The organism is Deinococcus puniceus, assembly GCF_001644565.1.
GTDB lineage: Bacteria > Deinococcota > Deinococci > Deinococcales > Deinococcaceae > Deinococcus > Deinococcus puniceus.
In genome coordinates, this window is record NZ_CP011387.1 from 1,808,948 (window position 1) to 1,827,821 (window position 18,874).

The 18,874-nt window shown below is 62.7% G+C and carries 13 protein-coding genes; 5 read left to right on the forward strand and 8 right to left on the reverse strand.

The window, feature by feature from the left end; all coding sequences use genetic code 11:
* Positions 1–169 precede the first annotated feature (169 nt).
* Together ald and SU48_RS08240 are read left to right on the forward strand one after the other, a co-directional pair.
* Complete coding sequence (gene ald, locus SU48_RS08235) at positions 170–1,276, forward strand: alanine dehydrogenase (RefSeq protein WP_064014836.1); 1,107 nt, start codon at positions 170–172, stop codon at positions 1,274–1,276.
* A 278-nt stretch (positions 1,277–1,554) separates the two neighbouring features.
* The gene (locus SU48_RS08240) at positions 1,555–3,360 is read left to right on the forward strand and encodes an ABC transporter ATP-binding protein (RefSeq protein ID WP_064014837.1); all 1,806 of its coding nucleotides are present in this window, start codon (positions 1,555–1,557) and stop codon (positions 3,358–3,360) included.
* Positions 3,361–4,359: 999 nt separating this feature from the next.
* On the opposite strand, the gene SU48_RS08245 is transcribed toward SU48_RS08240, so the two are convergent.
* The 3 genes from SU48_RS08245 to murA all read right to left on the reverse strand — a co-directional run bounded on the left by SU48_RS08245 (position 4,360) and on the right by murA (position 9,175).
* Complete coding sequence (locus SU48_RS08245; RefSeq protein ID WP_064014782.1) at positions 4,360–6,534, reverse strand: recombinase family protein; 2,175 nt, start codon at positions 6,532–6,534, stop codon at positions 4,360–4,362.
* Between the two features lie 570 nt (positions 6,535–7,104).
* Complete coding sequence (locus SU48_RS08250; RefSeq protein WP_064014838.1) at positions 7,105–7,698, reverse strand: Uma2 family endonuclease; 594 nt, start codon at positions 7,696–7,698, stop codon at positions 7,105–7,107.
* 193 nt (positions 7,699–7,891) lie between these two features.
* Positions 7,892–9,175 carry a UDP-N-acetylglucosamine 1-carboxyvinyltransferase gene (gene murA, locus SU48_RS08255; RefSeq protein ID WP_064014839.1) on the reverse strand — a complete coding sequence of 428 codons (1,284 nt, stop codon included), beginning with the start codon at positions 9,173–9,175 and terminating at the stop codon, positions 7,892–7,894.
* A gap of 401 nt (positions 9,176–9,576) precedes the next feature.
* Here murA and SU48_RS08260 point away from each other — a divergent pair, with 401 nt between their 5' ends.
* Positions 9,577–9,801, forward strand: a complete 225-nt coding sequence (locus SU48_RS08260) for a hypothetical protein (protein ID WP_064014840.1) — start codon at positions 9,577–9,579, stop codon at positions 9,799–9,801.
* Positions 9,802–9,927: 126 nt separating this feature from the next.
* On the opposite strand, the gene SU48_RS08265 is transcribed toward SU48_RS08260, so the two are convergent.
* Positions 9,928–10,836: a peptidoglycan endopeptidase gene (locus tag SU48_RS08265; protein ID WP_064015941.1), complete on the reverse strand. Its 909-nt coding sequence runs from the start codon at positions 10,834–10,836 to the stop codon at positions 9,928–9,930.
* 387 nt (positions 10,837–11,223) lie between these two features.
* On the opposite strand from SU48_RS08265, the gene SU48_RS08270 reads away from it, so the two are divergent.
* Positions 11,224–12,534: an MFS transporter gene (locus SU48_RS08270; RefSeq protein ID WP_064014841.1), complete on the forward strand. Its 1,311-nt coding sequence runs from the start codon at positions 11,224–11,226 to the stop codon at positions 12,532–12,534.
* Between the two features lie 88 nt (positions 12,535–12,622).
* Here SU48_RS08270 and SU48_RS13930 read toward each other — a convergent pair whose 3' ends face one another.
* Positions 12,623–13,819 carry a transposase gene (locus SU48_RS13930; RefSeq protein WP_082869722.1) on the reverse strand — a complete coding sequence of 399 codons (1,197 nt, stop codon included), beginning with the start codon at positions 13,817–13,819 and terminating at the stop codon, positions 12,623–12,625.
* Between the two features lie 199 nt (positions 13,820–14,018).
* On the opposite strand from SU48_RS13930, the gene SU48_RS14290 reads away from it, so the two are divergent.
* Positions 14,019–14,180, forward strand: coding sequence for a hypothetical protein (locus SU48_RS14290; RefSeq protein ID WP_168733616.1), 162 nt, complete (start codon positions 14,019–14,021; stop codon positions 14,178–14,180).
* Between the two features lie 93 nt (positions 14,181–14,273).
* Here SU48_RS14290 and SU48_RS08280 read toward each other — a convergent pair whose 3' ends face one another.
* The 3 genes from SU48_RS08280 to SU48_RS08290 all read right to left on the reverse strand — a co-directional run bounded on the left by SU48_RS08280 (position 14,274) and on the right by SU48_RS08290 (position 18,784).
* Entirely contained in the window at positions 14,274–16,106 is a 1,833-nt protein-coding gene (locus tag SU48_RS08280; RefSeq protein WP_064014843.1) for an SLC13 family permease, read from the reverse strand.
* A 285-nt stretch (positions 16,107–16,391) separates the two neighbouring features.
* Positions 16,392–17,525, reverse strand: coding sequence for a [LysW]-lysine hydrolase (locus SU48_RS08285; protein WP_064014844.1), 1,134 nt, complete (start codon positions 17,523–17,525; stop codon positions 16,392–16,394).
* Positions 17,526–17,614: 89 nt separating this feature from the next.
* Positions 17,615–18,784 carry a hypothetical protein gene (locus tag SU48_RS08290; protein ID WP_064014845.1) on the reverse strand — a complete coding sequence of 390 codons (1,170 nt, stop codon included), beginning with the start codon at positions 18,782–18,784 and terminating at the stop codon, positions 17,615–17,617.
* Positions 18,785–18,874: the final 90 nt, after the last annotated feature.

Here is an 18,874-nt window from a genome sequence, read left to right on the forward strand (position 1 = left end):
GGGCCAAGTTTAGCAGTTTGACGCAACGCTATTGCGGCGATGCCCCTGTTTGCGGGCCTGCGGGCAATCGCGGCGGCGAGCCTTCCTGCTAGCATTGCGCCATCTCAATCAAGTGTCGCCGCGTGAATAGCACTGCGGCTCAGCTCTGGCAAACCCCAAGGAGAACCCCATGAAAATCGGACTGCCCAAAGAAATCAAAGTCAAAGAAAACCGCGTCGCCCTCACTCCCGGCGGTGTGGGAACGCTGGTGCGCCGGGGCCATACCGTAACGGTGGAACACGGCGCAGGCGTAGGCAGCGGCATTGCCGACGCCGAATACGTGGCGGCGGGCGCAGTGATGGGTACGGCAGACGAAGCGTGGGCCGCCCAGATGGTGGTCAAGGTGAAGGAGCCGATTGAGCGCGAATACGGTTACCTGCGCGACGATCTGCTGCTGTTTACCTACCTGCATCTGGCCGCAGACCGCGCCCTGACCGAAGCGTTGCTGAAGGCCGGAACCACCGCCATTGCCTATGAAACCGTACAGGTCGAAGACGGCAGTCTGCCCCTGCTGATGCCCATGAGCGAAGTCGCGGGCCGCCTGAGCGTGCAGGCGGGCGCGTACCATCTGCAAAAGCCCGTGGGCGGGCGCGGCGTGTTGCTGGGCGGGGTTCCCGGTGTGCAGGCCGGACATGTGGTGATCGTGGGCGGCGGCGTGGTGGGCACCAATGCTGCAAAAATGGCGATGGGATTGGGCGCGAAAGTGACCGTGCTGGACGTGTCTCACCGCCGCCTGACCTACCTTGACGACGTATTTTTCGGCAAGCTGACCACCATGATGAGCAGCGAGGCCAACATCCGCGCCCTGCTGCCCGAAACTGACCTGCTGGTAGGCGCGGTGCTGATTCCCGGCGCAAAAGCCCCCCACCTCGTGACCCGCGACATGTTGCCACTCATGCAGGAAGGCAGCGTCATCGTGGACGTGGCTGTCGATCAGGGCGGCTGCGTGGAAACCATTCATGCCACCACACACGACGATCCCACCTACCTCGTGGACGGCGTGATTCACTACGGCGTGGCGAACATGCCCGGAGCCGTGCCGCGTACCAGCACGTTTGCCCTCACCAACCAGACCTTGCCTTACGCCCTGCTGCTGGCCGATCACGGCATCGGCGCTCTGAGCCGCAACAAGGCACTCAGCCTCGGCCTGAACACGCACGCGGGCCAGCTGACCTACGCGGGCGTGGCCGACGCGCTGGGTATGGAGTACGTAGAGACTGGGGCAGTGTTGGCTTAAGCCCAAGTGGGTTTTAGCAATCGTAGAAGCGGTGGGCGTGTAGGCAGCCCGCCGCATTGTTTTTTGCTGTCATACACTGCAATCAAGCCGAGTTGAGACAGAGTCTTGTGCCCTCTCCACTTGTAAAATCCTGAGAGCTAAGCAGCAAAAGTGCTCCTAGGAGGACAGTTCAGCTGACTAGCGAGCAAACTCAGATTTCCGGATTGAAGGCGGGCGGGCCATCTTCCCCCGCCTGGAGGCGTACCCTAAGCCCTATGTTGTCCCGTCCGAGCCGTTCTATGGCGTTGCCTGCCGATGCAGACCCCAACGCGCCGCGTCCCAAACGCGATCCCAAACAACTGTTGCGCCTGTTGGCCTATGCCCGCCCCTACTGGAAATTGTTCGTGCTGGGCCTGCTGGCGACCCTCGTTTCCAGCGGCCTGAATCTGGTGTTTCCCAGCCTGTTCGGACGCCTGATCGACGCTTCTTTTCTGAAAGTGGGCAGCACCGACACTGGCCCCCTTGACCGTACTGTGCTGAGCTTGCTGGGCATTTTTGCGTTGTCGGCCCTGTTCGGTGCGGCGCAGTCCTACCTGCTCTCACGGGTGGGAGCCAGCGTGGTGGCCGATCTGAGGCGGGCGCTGTTTTCACACCTGATTACGCTGTCGCCGCGCTTTTTTGGCAACCACAAAACCGGAGACCTCACCAGTCGCCTCACCGCCGATGTAGGCACCGTACAAACTGTGACCAGCACGGCATTGGCGCAGTTGGCCGCTCAGACGGTGAGCCTGATCGGGGCCGTGATCCTGCTGATCACCACCAGCCCGCGCTTGAGCCTGCTCACGTTGGCGGTCATTCCGCTCGTCATCGGCACGGCCTTCACCATCGGGCGGCGTATTCGTAAGATCAGCCGCACCGTGCAGGACGCTATCGCCGATGCCAACGCCAGCGCCGAAGAAGCCATCAGCGGTGTGCGCGTGGTGCAGAGCTTTACCGCCGAGAATGTGGAGCGCAGCCGCTACGGACGTGGTGTGATGGCGAGTTTCGTGGCGGCCCTTCAGCGTGCCCAACTGCAAGCCCTGATGGCGGGCGTCATGAGTTTCCTGACGTTCGGGGCGCTGGCGGTGGTGCTGTGGTATGGCGGGCGGCAGGTCATGGCAGGCGACCTGACCCCTGGCAAACTCGTCAGCTTCCTGATCTACGCGCTGCAAGTGGGCGGCACGGTGGCGGCGCTGACCGGGATTTTCAACCAGTTTCAGGAAGCCCTGGGGGCGTCGGGCCGAATCTTCGAACTGATGGACGAAAAAAGTGACTTGCCTCAGCCGTCCAAGCCCCTGCCATTGGCCCGTGCAGAAGGCCGCGTCGCCTTCCAGAACGTCAACTTCAGGTATGAGGGCGCACCCATTCTGAACGGCATCAATCTGGACGTGCCCGCCGGACAAGTGGTGGCGCTCGTGGGGCCAAGTGGGGCAGGCAAGACTACCCTCGTGAACCTGATTCCCCGCTTCTGGGACGTATCGGAAGGCAACCTCAGTGTGGACGGACATGACGTGCGGGACTACACGCTGGAAGATTTGCGGGCGCAGGTAGGGCTGGTGCCGCAGGAAACGCTGCTGTTTTCCGGCACTGTCTCCGAAAACATCCTATATGGCCGCCCCGGCGCTACCCCGCAAGACATCGAGGCCGCCGCCCGCGCTGCCAATGCTCACCAGTTCATCAGCGCCTTCGAGAAGGGCTACGACACGGTTGTAGGCGAGCGCGGCGTGAAACTGTCGGGCGGTCAGCGGCAGCGCGTCGCCATTGCCCGCGCCATTCTTAAAGACCCGCGCATCTTGATTCTGGACGAGGCGACCAGTGCGCTGGACAACGAATCGGAATCGCTGGTGCAGCAGGCCTTGGAGACGCTGATGGTGGGCCGCACGACGTTTGTCATCGCCCACCGCCTCAGCACCATTCGCAATGCAGACCGGATCGTGGTGCTGGATGAGGGCCGGATCGTGCAGGACGGCACGCATGAGGCACTAATGGCGGCGGGCGGCGTGTACCGCGACTTGTACGAACTGCAATTCCGCAAAGAGCAGGAAGCGCGGGCCGAGTTGGTGTAGTGACTGTTCAAACCCCTGTAGTACAGCAAAAGCGCCTGCCCCAATTCACTGGAGCAGGCGCTTTGTCATGCCTCGATCAAGAGTTTCCACGCAGGGATTTATGGCGACAGCAACGAAGGCCCTTGAGGAGGGGATTGAAATTCCCCGGTCTCGTGGGCCTTCATGCGAAGTGTCTATGCCTCGCTCCTCCAGCCTACCGCTCAGCATCGTCACCGCGTTGTTGAATCGTGCCACCAGTGTGAGTGGTATCGCCCCCTACAGCACCGTCCGGAAAAGCACGCTGTGCCAGTCCCTGGCACAGCAATCGTTCACGACGACCCAAGATCTCCAGCGTCGAGCCAAGAGCGCGCCGTGTGGCGCGCTCTTGGCTATTGACTTTGTGATGGTGCCGCACGCGGGGCTGGAGATGGAGGGTCTGAACTTTCACTACAGCGGTCAGGCGCGGACTCAATTGGGGCACCAGTTCACCTCAGCGGCCTTGGTGAAGTTCGGGACCGATCCGACGCCACTGTTGGAGCGGTTCACAGTCTCTCGCCTGTTGGAGACCGCTGCGTATCCGTACCGCACCGCGACCCAAGAGATGATTCACACCGTCACGCAGTGCCGGGAGGCCGGGGTGTCCATCACTGGGCTGCTGCTGGATGGAGAGTTCGGACGAAATGAGGTCGTGACCTTCAGTCACGACACGCAGATCCCCGTGCTGGTGCGAGCCAAGCGGAATATGAGTGTTGAAGTTGAGGGTGAGTCTCTCACCCTCAACGCTCTAGCACAGCGCTTTCCGCCCGAACGGTGCCATCTCTATGCCGAGTTCGCTTGGCGTGTCCGTCGGCTCTCCGTGTCGCGTGACGTCGGGGCCTTCGATGTGCTCATCATTTGGCGCAAGGTTCACGGCCAATGGAGCTGCTTTTTTCTGTTCAGCACGTTTGATGCTGCCTTCACCGTCCGGGCGCTGCTGCGGGCCTGGAAGGCCCGCTGGGGCATCGAGACGGGCCAACTCGATTACGGTGATACATCTCGAACCTCCGGTTCTTCCAGCATTGAAGTGGCTTTGCTGACCCATTGCCGATGTTGCCGAGCGCCGATGGGTTCAGCTCTCAAGACTTGGAGTCGCCTGACCTCCGCATCATCCGCCCAGATTCGCCAGGTTCCCCCTTGTTTCAGTTGTTCTCCCTTCACGATGTCTCGGTGCAGCCAGCCGTACAACGTTACGACCGGCATGTTCAGCCTCTGTGCCAATCCATCCAGCGTCCACCAGTCCCCCGCCCGCGGGGGACGCCTTGAAGGGACGGCACGTCCATCTGTGCCCTTTGAAAACCGAAGGCCCAGACGTTGAGCCAGACTCCGAACTTGGGCCGCATTCCAAGTGGTTCGACGTTTGGGTGGACGCAGCCCGGCTGCATTGAGTTCGTCAGCCATCTCCAGTGCCGTTTTTTCCTGTGTCACCCCCGCCTCGACCCGTGCACACAGCTCCGCATATGTACTGACCTGATCGAGCCGGGCGACGGGTCGAATCAGTTGACCCCCTGTCACATTTCCCCCCTGCCATTCGATGCGCACGTCCATTCGCTCATCATTGACTGCGCCCCAGAGCGTGATCTGTTTGACGACCAGGCGCAGGACCTCCTTGCGATCCTGCATCGTTGTGGTCGATGCAGACCAGAGTGCGGGCAAGGCCGTTGACAGGGTCTGTACCTGAAGGATCTCGGCTGGGGTCAACTGCCGTGGGCGCAGATGAACGTGTCGCTCGTACTCCTCTTTCAAGGTTCGCTCAGCCTCTAATGCCTGCTCCCAAGCGCGTTCCAGGGAACGCGCGACGAGACGGTGTTCGGGCTCCACTCCCCGATACTGACGGGCAGCACGCTCTGCCTCATAGTGCGCCCGTTCCAAGCGGGCGTGCCAGTGCTGATCCAAAGCTTCACGATCCCGATTCAGCGCGGCCTGTGCTTCGAGGGAGAGGGCCACACTGACCGGCGTCAAGGCCTCAAGCAACTGAGCCGTCACCCAGTGGTCGACCACCGCACCTGTACAGCTGAAACAGGGTGAACCTGCGTAATCCGATACCTGTCGGATGCAGTTGTAACGCAATGCTGATCCACCGAGTGCGGTGTGATAGGAGACCACCATCCGGTGCCCACAGTGTCCGCACCTCAGCACACCACTGAGGAGCCCAGTGCCCCGTTTCGGGGCACCCGACAACGATGCGATATTGCGGTTGGCGGCCATACGAGCGACATTCTGTTGGTACTGCTCCCAACTGATGTACGCGGGCACATGCTCTTTCAGCAACACATGCCACTGGCTCGGCGGCAGTGTCACCCGTCCGGTCGAGCTTCGTCCAGCCAGCTTTTTCTTGGGGTCGACCTGCCGTCGGCCATACGCATACACTCCCGCGTACATCGGATTGTGCAGCAGATTCTGCAGGGTCATCCGGTTGGGTCGGCGCCACGTCAAGAGGCCCCCACCAGCGCGCGTCCGCTCGCGGACGCCCAGCTGAATCCGTTCCTCCACCAGGTAGTGGAGTACGGCATGCAGGGTGCCCAATTCCTCAAATTTACGGAAGATCAACCGGATCACCTGTTGTACTTGCTCATCTGGATCCAGCTGAATCTGGCCGTACACATCCCGGAGATAGCCGCTCGGCGTCGGTGTGCCCAACGCACCCCGGCGGGCCTTGTTGAGTTTGCCCTGATGCATGCGGTTCTTGAGAATATGCAGCTCTGCTTCACTCATCGTGCCTTTGAGACCGAGGAGCAGTCGATCGTTGTAGTCGGCCGGATTGTAGATCCCGTCTGTGTCTCCAATCAAAGTTTGGAATAAGGCACAGACCTCCAGCAGGTGGTGCCAGTCGCGGTTCGAGCGGGCCAGTCGGCTCATCTCAATGCCGAGAATCAACCCAACGTGACCGAGGCTCACCTCGGTCACCAGGCGGGTGAAGCCCGGACGGCCCGCGGCGCTCGTTCCAGATTTTCCCTGGTCATCATCGATGACCAGCACGCGTTCTGGAGCCCAGCCCAGAGTGGCGGCGTGATGGACGAGCGCGTACTGGAGACGGGTCGATTCCTGATGCTGCTGAAGTTGGGCCAGCGTGGATTGGCGCACGTAAACGATGGCCAGCCGGTCGAGGTGGTTCACCTCGATCTTGTGATGACGTCGCACTTCAATGGACGCGGTCATGAGGCTCCTGCGTCTTTTCCGATGTGGTGGTCTGTAATTGCCGTTCCAGCAACCGAATCAACACCTGGAGCAGGCGTTGCTGACGTGCTGGAGAAAGGCTCAGCCAGAGGGTCGACGGGGGGGGAGATTCGATCCGGGCATAGGTGACCGTCCTCTACAAGAGCCGCAGCTCCGCTGCGGTGGATAAAGCGAGCGAGCCGAACGAGGCTGTCCAACCCAATGATAGGCCGAGTGGCTTCCAGCTTTACAGCGGTACTGGTGTTGGGACGTGGAAGTGATTCACCGCTTGATGAAGCAAAATCTCGGTCTAGCACGCTGCCGCTGTCGAACCATTCAGGCTCAAGATAACTGGGCCTGGTGTGTGGTGGAGGCTCTTCATGCGGTGCTACTCGTCCGTCAGGAGCAGCCGCAATTAACGTGGCGAGCGGCTCAGCACCGAGCGGCACAACACACAGAATTGTACGTCCTGACCGAGGTGCAGCCTGTACCACAACACCTCCACGCCGCCTGACACGCGATTGGGAGAGTGGTGGAAACTCTTGCTCGATCCCTTGCGGCTTGATCTACCGATCAGCTCAACACTCCCGCATACACTTCATCCAGCGTCAAAGTGCTCCCCAAACAGGCCAGATCAACGGCCTCTTGACCGCGCCGCTCGGTTTCCTGCCAGCCGTCAGCCGTGCGCTCAATCACCCGAAGGTGTCGTTGGGAAGGACTGACGATCAAGTACATCTGCAGGCTGGGCAAGCTGGTATAGGCCCACACTTTGTCGGTGCGGTCTGTGTGGCCCGTACTCGGACTGAGGACTTCTATCAGCAGACAAGGCGCTTGACTGACGACGCTCTCAGGGGTCATCGGTTCGCAGGTCACGACGACATCGGGGTAAAAGTACACCCGTTTTCCGGTGGGACTTGAGGTATTGACCCTCATATCGGCGGCGTACACTCGGCATCCCTGACGGCGGGCCGCGCCCAAGAGGGTGGCTGCGATATTGAGAACGATTTCGCCGTGTGCGCTACTGGCCCCGGCCTGTGCATAGAGTCCATCGCCGTGGAGGGGATACACGTACCCCGCCACAAACTCCCGCTTGAACGGACTCAGCGGCTCTGTTCGCAGGTACTCCTCTTCGGTCATTTCCCAAAAAACCGGGGGAGGATGGCTCATAGCCTTAGGGTACAGCTTGAGAAAAGAACGCGCCCGCTCCAGATCACCGGAGCAGGCGCTTTTATTCAAGTTTACAGCATTTGTCATAATAATGACCGAGCGAAGCGAGTGAATTTTACCGAGCAGGACGGAGAATGGAGCCAGCGAAAGTCCCTTTTTTCGGTGGCGTAATTCGGAGAACTGCTCTAAAATCTCAGTCCATGGCGCTGGCTAAGGCTGGCTCCGGCTGGCGGGCGTCAGCTCCCAGCCCACGCAGGCGCTCGGCCAGGCGTTCGTAGCCCCGGTTCAAAAACTGCACCCCGTCGATCACGGTTTCGCCCTCGCAAGTCAGGGCCGCGATGAACAGGGCGGCTCCAGCCCGCAAGTCGGCGGCCTTCACGGGTGCGGCATGCAGCTTGGCCCCCTGAATGACCTGCGTATAGCCGCTGACCGTAATATCCGCGCCCATGCGGTGAAGCTCGGCCACATGCGTCAGGCGATCCGGGTACACGGGATCTTGCACCACGCTGGTGCCGGGAATGGTCGCCAGCAGGGTACTCATCTGCGGCTGCACGTCGGTGGGAAAACCGGGGTAACTCTGGGTGGTCACGTTCACGGGTTTCAGGTCACGGTTAGTAGCGTCGACCACCAACGTTTTGCCCGATTCCGTGATGTCCACGCCCATTTCGGTCAGTTTTTCGGTCACGGCCCGCAGGTGATCGGGGCGCACGTTGGTCAGCGTAATGCGGCTGCGGGTGGCGGCGGCAGCGATCATAAAGGTGGCCGCTTCGATCCGGTCAGGAATCACGGTATATTCACCGCCGCGCAGGGCGGGTACGCCGTGAATGGTCAGGGTATTGGTGCCCGCGCCCTCGATGCGTGCGCCGAGGCTGTTCAGGAACTCGATCATGTCGATCACGTCGGTATCGATGGAAGCGTTCTCCAGCACCACCACGCCGTCTCCGAGGGTAGCGGCCAACACGGCGTTATGGGTGCCGCCCACCGTCAGCAGCTCAAAGGCAAACGTGCCATTCAGGCTGCCGGTGCGCTCGGCTGCAAAGTCGCCGCCGTCCTCGGTGATCTGCGCCCCCAATGCCCGGAACGCCTTGACGTGCTGGTCTACCGGACGCGGCCCCCACGCACAGCCGCCCGGCATGCTCACGGTGGCCTTCCCCGCGCGGGCCAGAATCGCGCCCATGATGATAAAACTGGCCCGCATTTTGCTGACCAATGCATAGGGCGCGTGCGTGTTCAGAATTTCGGGGGTATAGAGGCTCAGGCTGTTGGGGCCGACCCAAGCGTGCCGCGTGCCGATATGGTGTGCCAAATCCAGAATCGTATCCACGTCGCTGAGGCGCGGAATGCCGTGCAAAGTGACCGGCTCACTGCTGAGGAGGCTGGCGACAATAATCGGCAAGGCCGCGTTTTTGCTGGACTGAACGGCGATCTCGCCGCCAAGTTCGCGGCCTCCCTGAATGTGCAGTGGGGTCAGTTGCATGAGGTTTCCTTTTACAGCGCGGGGGCGCGGGGGGGTAGAGTTGGTGTGCCAGTCGAGCTTGGCAGGGGGTAAGGACAACAAGGCCAGTGTCGTTGGCGGATGTCCTCGTAACAGGTGCATCTTACACACGATACTCACTGCGCGTCTAGACCGACTTTGCTTTCCTCCTTTGGGGGTAGAGTCAGACTCACCTCACTTCTGCTACTCAGGGCCGCCTCTTGAGTCAGGTGAGGGTGATGTTGAGGTCACTGTTCATGCGTGCTACGCTGCCCACAGGCCCAAGTTTCAACCGTTTTGCTGTGGTATCCCGGATTCTTTCCCGCCCTCCCCTCTCATATTCTCCCCACGCTTTCCCATGTCATTCAGCGAGTGTCATTCAGCGAGGGCCGAGCAGGAGCGTCATGCCCAAGAAAGACCGTAAACGCTTGCAGGTGGTCATCAGCGACGAGCAGGACGCGCTGCTGACGCGCACAGCGTATGAATTGTCCAGCCCAGAACGGCTGATCAGCAAGAGCGAAGTGGTGCGCCTCGCCATAGAAAAAATTGCCAGAGAACTCGGTGAAGGCGAGAATATGGAAGAGTACCGCGCCATCTTGGATCAGACCGAACCCGCCGACGACTCCTGAATTTAGACTGCACCGATTGAACCGCCCAGTCCTGAGCCGCCCACCACTGAGCCGCCTAGTACAGTGGGCGGTCTTTCACTGGCCTGAACGCGGGGGTACGGCAGATGGAGTGCGCCTCTGCCCGCTTTACCGGCTGTAAGCCAAGGCCTCAGGCAACACGCGCCGCGCTCCCACATACCGCGCCGCCCAGTAGCGGTCAGACATCAGTTTGTCTACGGCCACCTGACCTCTGTAGCTGTTGGCATTCACAAAGGTGTCTTCGCCCAGATAAATGCCCACGTGCGTGACTGCGCCGCGTCCCTCGGTGTCGAAGAACACCAGATCGCCGGGCAACAGGGCGGCGGCGTCTACGGGCAAGCCCGCCTGAGCCTGATCCGCGCTACGGCGGGGCAACTGTAGCCCCAGCGGGCCAAACACTTGAAGCACGAAGCCGCTGCAATCGGTGCCGACTCTGGTGGCTCCGCCGTACACGTAGGGCGTACCCAGCAAGGCCAGAGCCGCGCCGCGCCAGTCGGTAGGCAAGGTGCTGGGCAGTGGAGGAGGCAATGTGCTAGGCAGAATGCTCGGGGCCACGCTGGAACCCTGAATCTGGGGTGCATTGGAACTTGGCACAGACAGACTCTGGGCGGTCAGAACGGAGGCCGGAGCAGGCACGAGAGGAGCAGTCGGAGGGGAAGTCGGGGGCGCGGCGATGGTGGGTGCCGGGGCCACAGCCGAAGCCGCGCCAGTCACAGCCGCCACAGGCGCGAACAGGCGCAGGCTCTGGCCGACGCTCAGCACCACGCCCGCAGGCAAACTGTTGGCGGCCAGCAGCGCGTCTACCGTGATTCCGTAGCGGCGGGCCAGCCCATACAACGTTTCACCGGGCTGCACCACATGGGGCGGCAAGTCCCGAATTCGCAACACTTGGCCCGCCCGCACATCCACGCCGCCCGCTGCGTTCGGGGTCAAGCCATTTAGGGCCAGCAACGCTTCCAGGCTGATCCCTGCCCGCCGTGCCAGAGCGTAGGCGGTGTCGCCGGGTTGCACAGTCACGGTCAACGGGGCGGTGACTGGGGAAGAAACAGACCCTCCTGTCGCGCTTGCCACACCAGACAGGCCCCCACCGAGCAGCAAGCCAACCGTGACCAAATGGGCCAACACAGAACGGCGAATTGAGAGAACGTAGCGCACTAGACGGGTCTCACAGGGGGTTTTGGAGGGCGGGCCACCGAAGATCAAGCTCTCTTCAGGTGACACTCAGGACAGGAATAGACGCACCGTAACACGCGCACCTTTGGCCTGCCAAGTCCCCCATGCCAACCATGAAGACGCCGATGCTGCCCCCATACTTGCCCCGTGCCGTCCCGCATGACTGACTGAAGGACAGTTCAGGCCAGCGCTCAGGCCACAGCCCCGGCGCTCCGGGCCTATCTTGCGTGAATGCTTGCGCGTGCCCACGCGTGGGGCAGCCGAACCTTCAGCGCCCTACGTCACCCCCATTACCGCCGTTACTGGTTTTCCCAACTTCTTTCGCTGGTGGGGTCGTGGATGCAGGCCACCGCCCAGCAATACTTGGTGCTGGAGCTGTCGGGCGGCAGCAGCGCGGCGCTGGGATGGGTCACGGTGGCGCAGTTCACGCCCAGCCTGCTCTTGTCGCTGTATGCGGGCGCAGTGATAGACCGGGTGCCGCGCCGACAGGTCTTGCTGGCAACGCAAATTACCCTGCTCATCACGGCAACGGCGCTGGCCGTCACCACCCATCTGGGCGTGGTCAACCTGCCTCTGGTCATGGTTCTGGCCTTCATCAGCGGTACAGCCAACGCCTTCGATATGCCCGCCCGCCAGAGCATGGTGGTGGACTTTGTGCCCAGAAGCGACGTGCCCAACGCGGTGGCGCTCAACAGCCTCTCGTTTAATGTGAGCCGCACCATCGGGCAAGCCTTGTTCGGGGTGGTGGCGGCGCTGGGCGTGACGCTGCTGGCGGGCGGCAATCCCGACAATCTTTCGCGGCTGGCTCTCCCCTTCTACCTGAATGTGTCGTCGTTTTTCGTGGTGCTGTTCGTTATTGCCACCCTGCCCTTTCCGGCCCGCGACGGTGGGCAGCACGGCAGCATGGCCGAAGACGTGCGCGAAGGCCTGCGCTACGTGCGCGGCACACCCGCCGTCCGGAACGTGATGTTGCTGGTGGGCGCACTCAGCCTGACGGTCATCAATTTCAACGTGATCATTCCCTATTACGCCCGCGTGGTCTTCGATGCGCGTGAAGCTGTGTTCGGCGTACTGAGCGCGGCTTTTGGCGTGGGCGCGATGGCGGGGGCGCTGTGGCAGGCCAGCAAGCCCAATCCCCTGAAAAATCTGCGGGTGGGCAGCATTATCTTGATCGTCAGTACCGTCGCGCTGGCCTTCGCTCCCGGCCCGGTCATCGCCACGCCTATTCTCGCCGTCTGCGGCTTCGGCATGCTCACCCTGTTGGTCAGCGCCAATTCCACCGTGCAACTGACCCTGCCCGATCATCTGCGTGGCCGCGTGATGAGCCTGTATTCCTTCGTGCTGGTGGGCATGGGGCCGCCCGGAGCCTTAATCGCCAGCAGCCTGATTTCGACCACTGGCCTCCTGGGATCGCGCTGGGGCTTGGTGACGCTGGCCGCGCTGGGAGCCTTGGCGGTAGCGGCGCTGTGGCGCAGGCTGCCGCGCAAGCTGGATAAGCCGCAAGCTCAGGCGGGGGCGGTGGGGCTGTCCAGCGCGGATTGAGGGGCACTGAGGGTTGAGGAGCGGGCTGTTAGGTGGGGGGTCTAAGAGTGCTGTATCTGAGGGTCTGGGGCTGACGGCCTGACACAATTTATGAGGGAGAGCGAAATCTGAGCACCCAGCCGCCTTCTAAAGCGTCCACAGAACTGACATGCGATTTCTTGCGATGTCCGGGAGGCGCCGGATCGGCGCCCCCTTGGAGAGTCAGGCGGTTGAGTACTGCCCGCCCCCGGCTCAGCGCGAAGTGGACGCCGCGTAAACCAAGCTTCAAATAACTCAGGGCGCGGTTCCAATGGGGATCACTGGCTCTACGGGCACCCTGCCGCACGATCTGGAGTCCTTCGGAGACGAGCAGAAGCGTGGCCACGGAGATCATCAGGATCAGGCGTTCGAGACTGGCGGCATCACGAAGTTTGGAGTCTTCCAGACCGAAGAGGCCACTCTTGTCATCCAAAAATCCCTCCTCGATTTGAAAGCGCTCGCCGTATTCAGCAAACGTTCCGAGGCTGGTCGGTTCATCACTGACGACCTGCCACTGCTCTGGGCCGTCCGTGGGACGGCCCAGAGCGACATGCACCGGCCCGAATCGGTGTCCGGTGAGGGTGACGTTGTGGAAGCAGCGCGTTTCGCGCGCCGCGAGCTTGATCTCGCCGATGGTGCAGACCCGTTGCCCGTCTGGAGCAGCAAGAATCAGGCTCGATTTGATGCGGATGCGAAAGTGCCATCCGCAGACGCGGAGCCAGCCCATCAGCGCCGTGTCGCAGAAGCCCCGATCGGCCAGGAGCCGAACATCACGCAGCCCAAGAAAATCCAGCAGACCTTTGGCTTCAGCGAGGATGGGCAGGAGGTGTTCGGTACTGACCTGAGCGCTGGCATGCTCAAGGACGCGGGAGACGAGCGGTACCGCTCGTCCCCGGTAGAGGACGGCCACCCGGATCAGACAGAAACGTCCGAACAGGATGCTGGTGTCCAGCGCCAGCGTCAGGGAATGCGGGCCCCAATCCCGCAGGGCTCGGGTGATGAGGGGGCCATACACGCTGCCAGGGTCGATGGCTGGATTCTCCAGCCACCGGCGGCACCGACGTTCGGTGCTCTGGGCGACCGTGGCCTGGGAGTGGATGTGCGGCAGCCAGGAGGGAATGGAAACGCTCTGGGACAGCACCAGGCCGCTGACCATCCACGCCAGCGTACGGGCGTTGCGGACGTCGTTCCACAGGGCGGGGTGGAGGTGGGGCAGGATCGCTTGGTACAGTCGGGAGGCGTCCCCGGTGGCATGTTCGGTCTTCACAAACAGAAAGTGTCCCCTACCGGGGACGCTTTCTCATAAATTGTGTCAGGCCGTCAGGGGTCTGGGGTCGAAAGAAGGGCAATCGCTGGCGCTCATTCACCGCTTTTCTCGCCTCCCCACTCCTACCCCCGGCTTCCTCAATAGTGGGTAAGCTTTCAGATTTCAGGTTTAGCGGGGCGGGGGCTGTTATGCTGCTGCTATGGGTTCAGACCGCTCACCGGATCGCTCACATCTCGTCTTGACGTGGACGCTGGTGGTGCTGGCTGTCGGCGCACTTGTCGGCATCGGCACCACGGCGGCATTGCTGGCCCGCAAAGGCCGCCCCCTGCCCGACGACCCGGACGAACCTCTGTTCATCTGAAGGGAAGTTGAGGCACAAAACTAAGGCGGGCAAGCTGAGAAATTCTGGCTGCCCGCCTGTTGCGTTGTCTCAACATTCCTTATCGGCCCGACTCTAAAACGGCCAGACCCTCGGGATGATCAGCATGGCGACGACGAACGTCACAAACGTGAGGCCCGCGCCCACCCGCACGAAGTCTAAAAAGGTGTAGCGTCCGGGGCCGTAGACCAGCATGCACGACGGCTCCAGCGGCGTGATGAAGGAATTGCTGGCCGCCACCGTGATCCCGATGGCAAAGGGACGCGGATCGTAGCCCAGCGCGGTGGCCGTGCCAATCGCCAGCGGCAGCATGACCAGCGCGGCGGCCTGATTGCTCATGGGCTGCGTAAGGGCCACCGTGACCGCGAACAGGGCCGCCAGCAGCCCGTATGGCCCCAGCGGTTCCAGCACGCCCGACAGCGCAGTGGTCAGCACTTTGGCCGCGCCAGTGGCTTCGAAGGCCGTGCCGAACGCCAGCATGCAGGCCACCAGAACCAGAATCGGCCATTCGATGCTGCGGTAAGCCTCCTCCGGGGTGATCAGGCGCAGGGCCACGCTGAGGGCCACCGCCACTACCGCCGCCACCGCCAATGGTACAAACCCGAGGCCGCCCGCCAGCACCGCGCCCACGAACAGCAGCAACGCCAGCGGCGCACGGCGCAGGTCGCGCACCTGCTCGGTCAGGTCGCCCAGCACCACCAGATGCTCTCCGAGGGCGTCTATGCGGGCGGCGCTTCCCTGCACCAGTAGCACATCTCCGATTTGCAGGCGGGTGCGGCCCAATCGCTCGATCATGTCTGCCCTCATGTCTGAACGGGGCCGAGTGCCCGCGCGGGCCAGCGTGCGGGAGCGGCGATGCAGCGCCAACACCGACGCCCCGTAGCGTTCCCGGAACTGGCTTTCGCGCAGGGTGCGTCCCAGCAGGCTGGAACCGGGCATCACCACGGCCTCTACCAACCGCACATCGCCCGGACGGGCCGCGCCGCCCGCCGCCCCAACCTCGGCAGAAGCGAGGGCCAGCAGCTTTTCCTCGCTGCGGCTGACCACACCCAGCGCCGTTTTTCCCGCCAGAATGCGCTCGGTGTGGCCTTCCACCGTCAGGGTATCGCCTTCCTGAACAACGAAATCCGGGCCGGGGCCGTAGCTGCTGTCGGTGCTTCCGGCGCGGCGCACGGCCACCACCGTCAGGCCGTAATCGCGTCCCAGACCGCTTTCGCGCAAGCTCTGACCAATCAGCGGACTGGCGGGGGCCACGGTCAGATCGGCCAGATACGCCCGCACGCCTTCGGCCAGTTCGGTGTCGCGGGCGGGCAGCAGGCGCGGGGCCACGAAGAACAGGTAAGCGAGGCCGATGACAGCGCAGGGAATGCCCACCCATGCCAGCTCGAAAAAGCCCAGTGGGGCCAGACCGCTGGCCGGAAGCGCCCCGGACATCACCAGATTGGTACTCGTGCCGATGACCGTAATCGTGCCGCCCAGAATGCTGGCAAAGGCCAAGGGCATCAGCGCCCGGCTGGCCGGAATGCCTGCCCGCCGGGAAGCCCCCGCCACCACAGGCAAAAACACGGCGGTGGTGGCGGTGTTGCTGGTAAAAGCACTCACGCCCGTCACAGTTCCCAGCAGCCCCCGCAGCAGCGCCGTGGGATTCTTGGCCCGCCGCGTCAGGGTCATGCCGATCCATTCGATCACGCCCGCCCGCAGCAGCACCCGCGTCAGCACGAACAGAGAGGCGAGGGTCAGCACGGTATCGCTGCCGAAGCTGGCGAAGGCGACTTTGGGTTGAATCAGGCCCAACACCAGCAGGGCCGAGAGAAGGCAGAGGGCGGTAACGTCGATGGGCAGCCACTCGGTGGCAAACAGCACCAGCGCCGCCACGAACAGAATCAGGATGAGCGTGACGGGTTCCATGCGTTCAGGCAGACTGACCCGCCGTCATGGACGCCTGATGAGGCCGTGCATAGAAAGTGTTTAAGAAGACGCGGTTGACGATGGTTCGGACAGATTGTCCCCCAGAAAAGCAGGCTACAGAAAAACGCTGTCTGGGAGGCCTTGCCCATTCACTCCCTCTGTTGGCGCAGCTCTGCGAGTCCCCCCGCCTTCGGGCTGTCCCAGTCAAGGGTGAGGCGCTAAAACTCCGTGTGCTGGGGCCAACGCTCTGAGCCGTGAACCCCAGTCATCTTGAGGGCCACTGCTCTAAGAAGACGCTGACGCTGTGGCTGCCGCCGTTTGGGCCAAGCGGGTCAGTGCGTCGGTCAGCACCAGCACGGCGCGGTCATATTCGGCCAAGTCCAGCCGTTCTTCGGGCGTATGATCCAGACTGCTGTCGCCGGGGCCATACGCCAGCGTGGGCACGGGCCACAGTTCGGCCACCACGTTCATATCGCTGGTTCCGGTCTTTACTTTGAAGGTAGGCGTGCCGCCCTGAGCGCGAATGGCGGTGCGGAGGGCGCGGGTCAGGGCATTGTCTTTGGGGTGGCGCACGGCGCTCTCGTGTCCGGTAAAAGTGATATCGGTGGTCAGCTCATCAACTGCGTCGTACACGGCGTCCTCGGCGGCGTAGGGCGGCAGGCTCGGCGGCAGGCGCAGGCCCACACTGGCCCACGCGCTTTGCGTCAGCCCGTCGCCCGACGCGCCCAAATCCTGCACGGTGGCCTGCACCTGATCGAAAATGCCGGGGCGGTACGCGCCCACGCCCGCCGCCCACGCCCGGATTCTGAACCAAGCTTCGGTGAGGTCATCGGCGGCACTGGTGCCCTCCCCGGCGGTATGAAAGTTGTCTTTGGTAACGCGCAATTTGGCGACGAGGCGGCCCTTGTAGCCCAGCGTCAGACCCGCCCAGCCGCTGGGTTCTCCGATCAGCACGGCGTCGGGCGAGAGCGTATGCATGGCGTGGCGTGCGCCCTTGCTGCTGGGGGCCTCTTCCTCGGTGGCCCCGATGCACACGAAACGGGCCTGTGCCAGAGTTTGGGGCGGCAGGGCAGCCACGGCAGCCACGAAGGCACAGAACGGGCCTTTGGCATCCACGCTACCGCGCCCGTGCAGCACGCCGGATTCATCCACCCGCACGGGAATGTCGCCCGGCACGGTATCTATATGCCCCAACAGCGCCACCGTATAAGGCCCGCTGCCCCGCTCGCCCACCGCGTTGCCTGCCTCGTCTACGTGCGCCGTGAAGCCGTGCGCCGTCATCCACTCGGTCAAAAACTGTGCCGCCGCACTTTCCTCCCCCGACAGCGAGGGAATCCGCACGGTTTCTATCAGGAGATCACGGGCTTCTTGCTGGGCGGGCGTCAAAGCTGAGTGGGGTGGGGTGGCGTCGGAGGTCATCGGCGTGAGACTACCGTACTCCTGGCCACATCGTCCTTTGGAGGCGTTATCCGTTGGCCGTGTTATCTGTCGTTATCCGTTGTCTGTTGTTATCCGTTGTCTGAACCGCCACCATTCCCGGTGGCCCGCGCAATGCCCACCAACAAACGGGCCAGTTCTGCCAACGTCAGGAGGGCAATGCCGCCCACGCCACCTGCGATCAGTGTCCAGATACCGCTGAGACCCTGCCCGGCGGTGAACAGGAAGAAGGCCAGCGCGATAGCCGACACGCCCAGCACCACACCCAGAATCCGCAGGCGACTGACCAACGCTTCTACCGCGTCGGCCTGAGCGTACAACCCGCTGACCGATGCGCTGCGCGTGGGCAGGGTTTTGATGGCGGTGGGCTGAAGCGCGGGAGCTGTAGGCGTGGGGGCCGCCGCAACGGGATGAGTCGGCGCAGCTACTGTTGGTGCGGCCACTTTTGGTGCAGCCGCTTTGGGTGCGGGAGTTGCCGCAGCAGCGGCTGGACTGGCCGTTCCGGAACCATACGGCACCGTAGGCCGCGTACTAGACGGCGAAAATCCGCTGGAAGAAATGACGACTGGTTGGGAAGTGGGCGCTGGGGTGGTCGGGGGTGGAGTGGTATGGGTTGGAGGCACGGGGGCCGCAGCAGAAGCCGCCGTGGGCTTGGTCAGATTCGGAGCAGGAGTGCTGGGAGCAGGGCTGACGACGGTGCGTGTGACCGGGGAAGCGGCGGGAGCGTCGGCCCCAGCTTCCTCATCCCCAGCTTCAGAGTCGCCAATGACGATGGTGGGCGGGGCTGTGCGGGGTTCTGGCTTTGACGGTGTAGGCTTCGGGAATTCTGGCGCAACAGGTGGTGGGGCCACCGCGATTGCGGGAGTTGCCGGGGCGTTGACAAAAGTTTTCTCTCCCCCACTGGGTAAAGATGAGGTGGGCAGAGGTGCAGCGGCCTGCTGCTTGGCGCGGGCGGTGGTGTCGCGCACATGAGCAAAAAAGGCTTGCACGCGGGCGGCATCGAAACCCAGCAGGCTGGCTGTGAGCGCCGTTCCAGCGGGTGTTTCTACGCGCAACATGCCTTCCTGATCGCTGTGAATGCGGGTCAAGTCGCGCAGGGTCACGCGCCGGGTGCCGCCGCCATCCTGAAACAGCAGGGTCTGTGCGGTCAGCGCAAAAAGGGCGTCATCTTTTTCCAGCGAGGCGAGAGGGGTTTCATCCATTCCAGTGGCTTTCAGGGCCGATTGGGCGCGGTCAGTCATGCGTCTGCTCCTGTGGGGAGAATTCCGGCACAAGTGGGGGCATCTAAGATGAAGGAAGGGGCGGCGTGCGAGGTGACATTCACTGTGTTA